Source organism: Methanospirillum sp. (assembly GCF_028679455.1).
In the GTDB taxonomy this organism is placed as follows: Archaea; Halobacteriota; Methanomicrobia; order Methanomicrobiales; family Methanospirillaceae; genus Methanospirillum.
In genome coordinates, this window is sequence record NZ_JAJRBM010000404.1 from 1 (window position 1) to 2,887 (window position 2,887).

3 protein-coding genes and 1 tRNA gene are annotated in these 2,887 nt (G+C 44.3%); 2 read left to right on the top strand and 2 right to left on the bottom strand.

Annotation, left to right across the window (positions count from 1 at the left end):
* On the bottom strand, positions 1–662 hold a 662-nt coding region (locus LUQ50_RS13825; protein ID WP_300040656.1), incomplete at its 3' end, for a nitrogenase component 1.
* Between the two features lie 509 nt (positions 663–1,171).
* On the opposite strand from LUQ50_RS13825, the gene LUQ50_RS13830 reads away from it, so the two are divergent.
* Positions 1,172–1,245: transfer RNA gene (locus LUQ50_RS13830), tRNA-Cys, on the top strand.
* Between the two features lie 22 nt (positions 1,246–1,267).
* The gene (gene cysS, locus LUQ50_RS13835) at positions 1,268–2,530 is read left to right on the top strand and encodes a cysteine--tRNA ligase (protein WP_300040658.1); all 1,263 of its coding nucleotides are present in this window, start codon (positions 1,268–1,270) and stop codon (positions 2,528–2,530) included.
* A gap of 74 nt (positions 2,531–2,604) precedes the next feature.
* Here cysS and LUQ50_RS13840 read toward each other — a convergent pair.
* Positions 2,605–2,887: sulfite exporter TauE/SafE family protein (locus tag LUQ50_RS13840; protein ID WP_300040660.1), on the bottom strand; the 283-nt coding region annotated here is incomplete at its 5' end.

The window sequence follows — 2,887 nt, forward strand, 5'->3', positions numbered from 1 at the left end:
TTCTCCGGCTTTTTTACCAGATACTTTAAAATTCCATGCCACAGGGCATCATACGTGGTCTGAATTACCCGGGAGCGGTGCCCTTCACAGTGGATAGGAACAATTCTTGCTTTTATTTCAGGTTGGACCTCATTTACAGCACCTTCAACATCGTCACCGATTACTCCGGAGGCACAGGAGGTAAGAATAAATATCGACTTAGGGGCATACCTTGCTTCGGCCTCACGGATAGCAGTCTTCAGTTTTTCTGCCCCTCCAAATACGACATCTTTTTCGGTCAGATTCGTTGTAAGCCAGTGAAAATCCAGGTTTGCAGGTCTACCGAGTTCCACAGGAATCTGACGGTACAATTCCCGGTATCCTGTTGCAAGAGACGAACATCCTACCGGGGCATGAACTATCATGACCCCGTCACGAATCGTTGCTATCCGCTGTGTCATGAAAAAATTCAGTATACATCCACCAGCCTGTTCAAAGGCCCGTTCCTGGTGTTTTAAACGACCTTCCTTAGCATCCTGTACCAGCTCACTCGCAGTTCCATAGTAGGCTTTAATTCCAAACCCGCCGCGTTCTTCTCTATTTGGACAGGTATTATTCTTCAGATCAATATGTTGGTCCGGTAATTGATAGGCATCCCTGCCCTGACATGATTGATTTGGCATACAATTCATCCTTTATTACAATTCCATCTTTTCAGACTGACTAGGCGCTAGTATTCGCCATATTGGATGATATTGCAGGGTATAATGCATATAAAAAAGGGTGTAGGTAATTATTGGTTCATTTGTTCCATTTTTTGAAATACTTTCCAAATAGGGATATTGTGAAACCAGATAGCGTCATCTGAAACGGCTTACACGTGTGTAACTACCGGGGAGTATTTAAATACAACGTCCATACGGCATTAATTGCCCATATCAGAAGATATATCCAAATAGATCTGAAGATCTGTTATCAGCAAATTATGGTAACATAACATGCTGAAAATCCTGCATTGAAAAAACCGGAGGTCTAAATAGCGATTAATATTCATATCAACGAATGAATCAGGGGATAAAAGATATTGTAAGCCATTGTTCAGGATCTCATGATAGTGAGTCTGTCCGGTTATTATTAATTCATCAGAAATATTGAACTCTGATAAACGTGATAATAACGTAATCCAAAAAGGGCCGGTGTGGCAGAGCGGTTTAATGCCTTCGCCTGCAAAGCGAATGTTTGGGGGTTCAATTCCCTCCGCCGGCGTTAATTTTTAGGAGAAAATAATTTGGAGTTATATAGCACCCTATCAAGGACTGTTGAACCGCTGGAAACCCTGTATTCAGACCGTGTTTCAATGTTTGTATGTGGCCCTACGGTATATGATTACTCACATCTTGGTCATGCAAGGACGTATGTTATCTTTGATGTATTGGCAAAATACCTCCGTTGGACCGGAAAAGAGGTATTTTACCTTCAGAATATCACCGATGTCGATGATAAAGTAATCATCCGTGCAAAAGAGGAAGGGGTCCAACAGCAGGATCTCTCGAGAAAGTTCGAGACAGAATTCCTGAGGGATATGCAGACCCTCGGGATCGATTCCGTAAGCCACTATGCCAGAGCAACCACCCATATCCCTGAGATAATCAACCAGATTGGAAGATTACTCAACCGCAATGTGGCATATATCACTGAAACAGGGATTTATTTTAATATCGATTCATTTCCGCGTAACGGCGAACTCTCCCGCCAGGATACGACACACCGGATAAGCAGGGTGACAGATTCCACGAAACATAATCCTGCAGACTTTGTCCTCTGGAAGCTTGGAGAGTACGGACAATATACCTGGGACTCCCCCTGGGGAAGAGGGCGACCCGGCTGGCATATCGAGGATACGGCAATTACCGAGAAGTATTTCGGGCAACAATACGATATTCACGGGGGCGGACTTGATCTCATCTTCCCTCACCATGAGGCAGAGATAGCGCAGATGGAATCGCTGGATGGAAGACATCCTATGGTCAGGTACTGGTTACACACGGGATTTTTAACCGTAAATGAGGAAAAAATGTCCAAATCCCTGGGAAATTTTATTACCATCAAAGATGCACTGAAGTCCTGGGACAAGGATACGATCCGCTACTTTATCCTGATTTCACATTACCGATCGCCGGCACAGGCAACAGAAGAAGGATTTGCAAATGCAAAGAAAGCACTTGAGCATATCCGTGCCATCGCAACAGAAGATATGGGCGAGGATGCAGAAGGAAGAACGGCATTTACTGATGCCATGGAGTCAGACCTCAATACTCCTGTGGCTCTTGCGGCAATCCATACCCTCGCCTCTCATGGTGATATCGGGGCTTTGAAAGAATTCGGCGAGATTTTAGGGATTAATTTCATGCGGGAGAACAGTGCACCGATAAGTATCCTTCAGGATATCAGGACTGAACTTCGCGCAAGAAAACAGTTTGATATTGCAGATATGATACGTGAACGGATGATCAAAGCCGGGATAACCATTACGGATCCTCCACTCAGATAACATTTCGAATTTATTTTAGGTCTCGTTATTTCTCCCGATAGTTGATTGAGAGATCAAAGCGGTTAGAAATATGCTCACACCAGAATCTTCTCTTTGATCATGAGGAGAGCGATGAAGAGAAGAAGAATACCTATGAAATTCCGGATATGATTGTCACAAATTCTGGGAGCGATCCAGGCACCGACGGCTGCCCCGATGACTGCTCCGATCCCGTAAGATCCAAGAAAAGGGAGAGAAACCTGTCCTAACATACCATGAATCGAAGCAGCAGATGCTGAAGTGATAATAATTGACAGGAGCGAGGTAGCTACGGCATAATGAACCGGTATACCAGCTGCCATGAGTGCAGGAACAAAA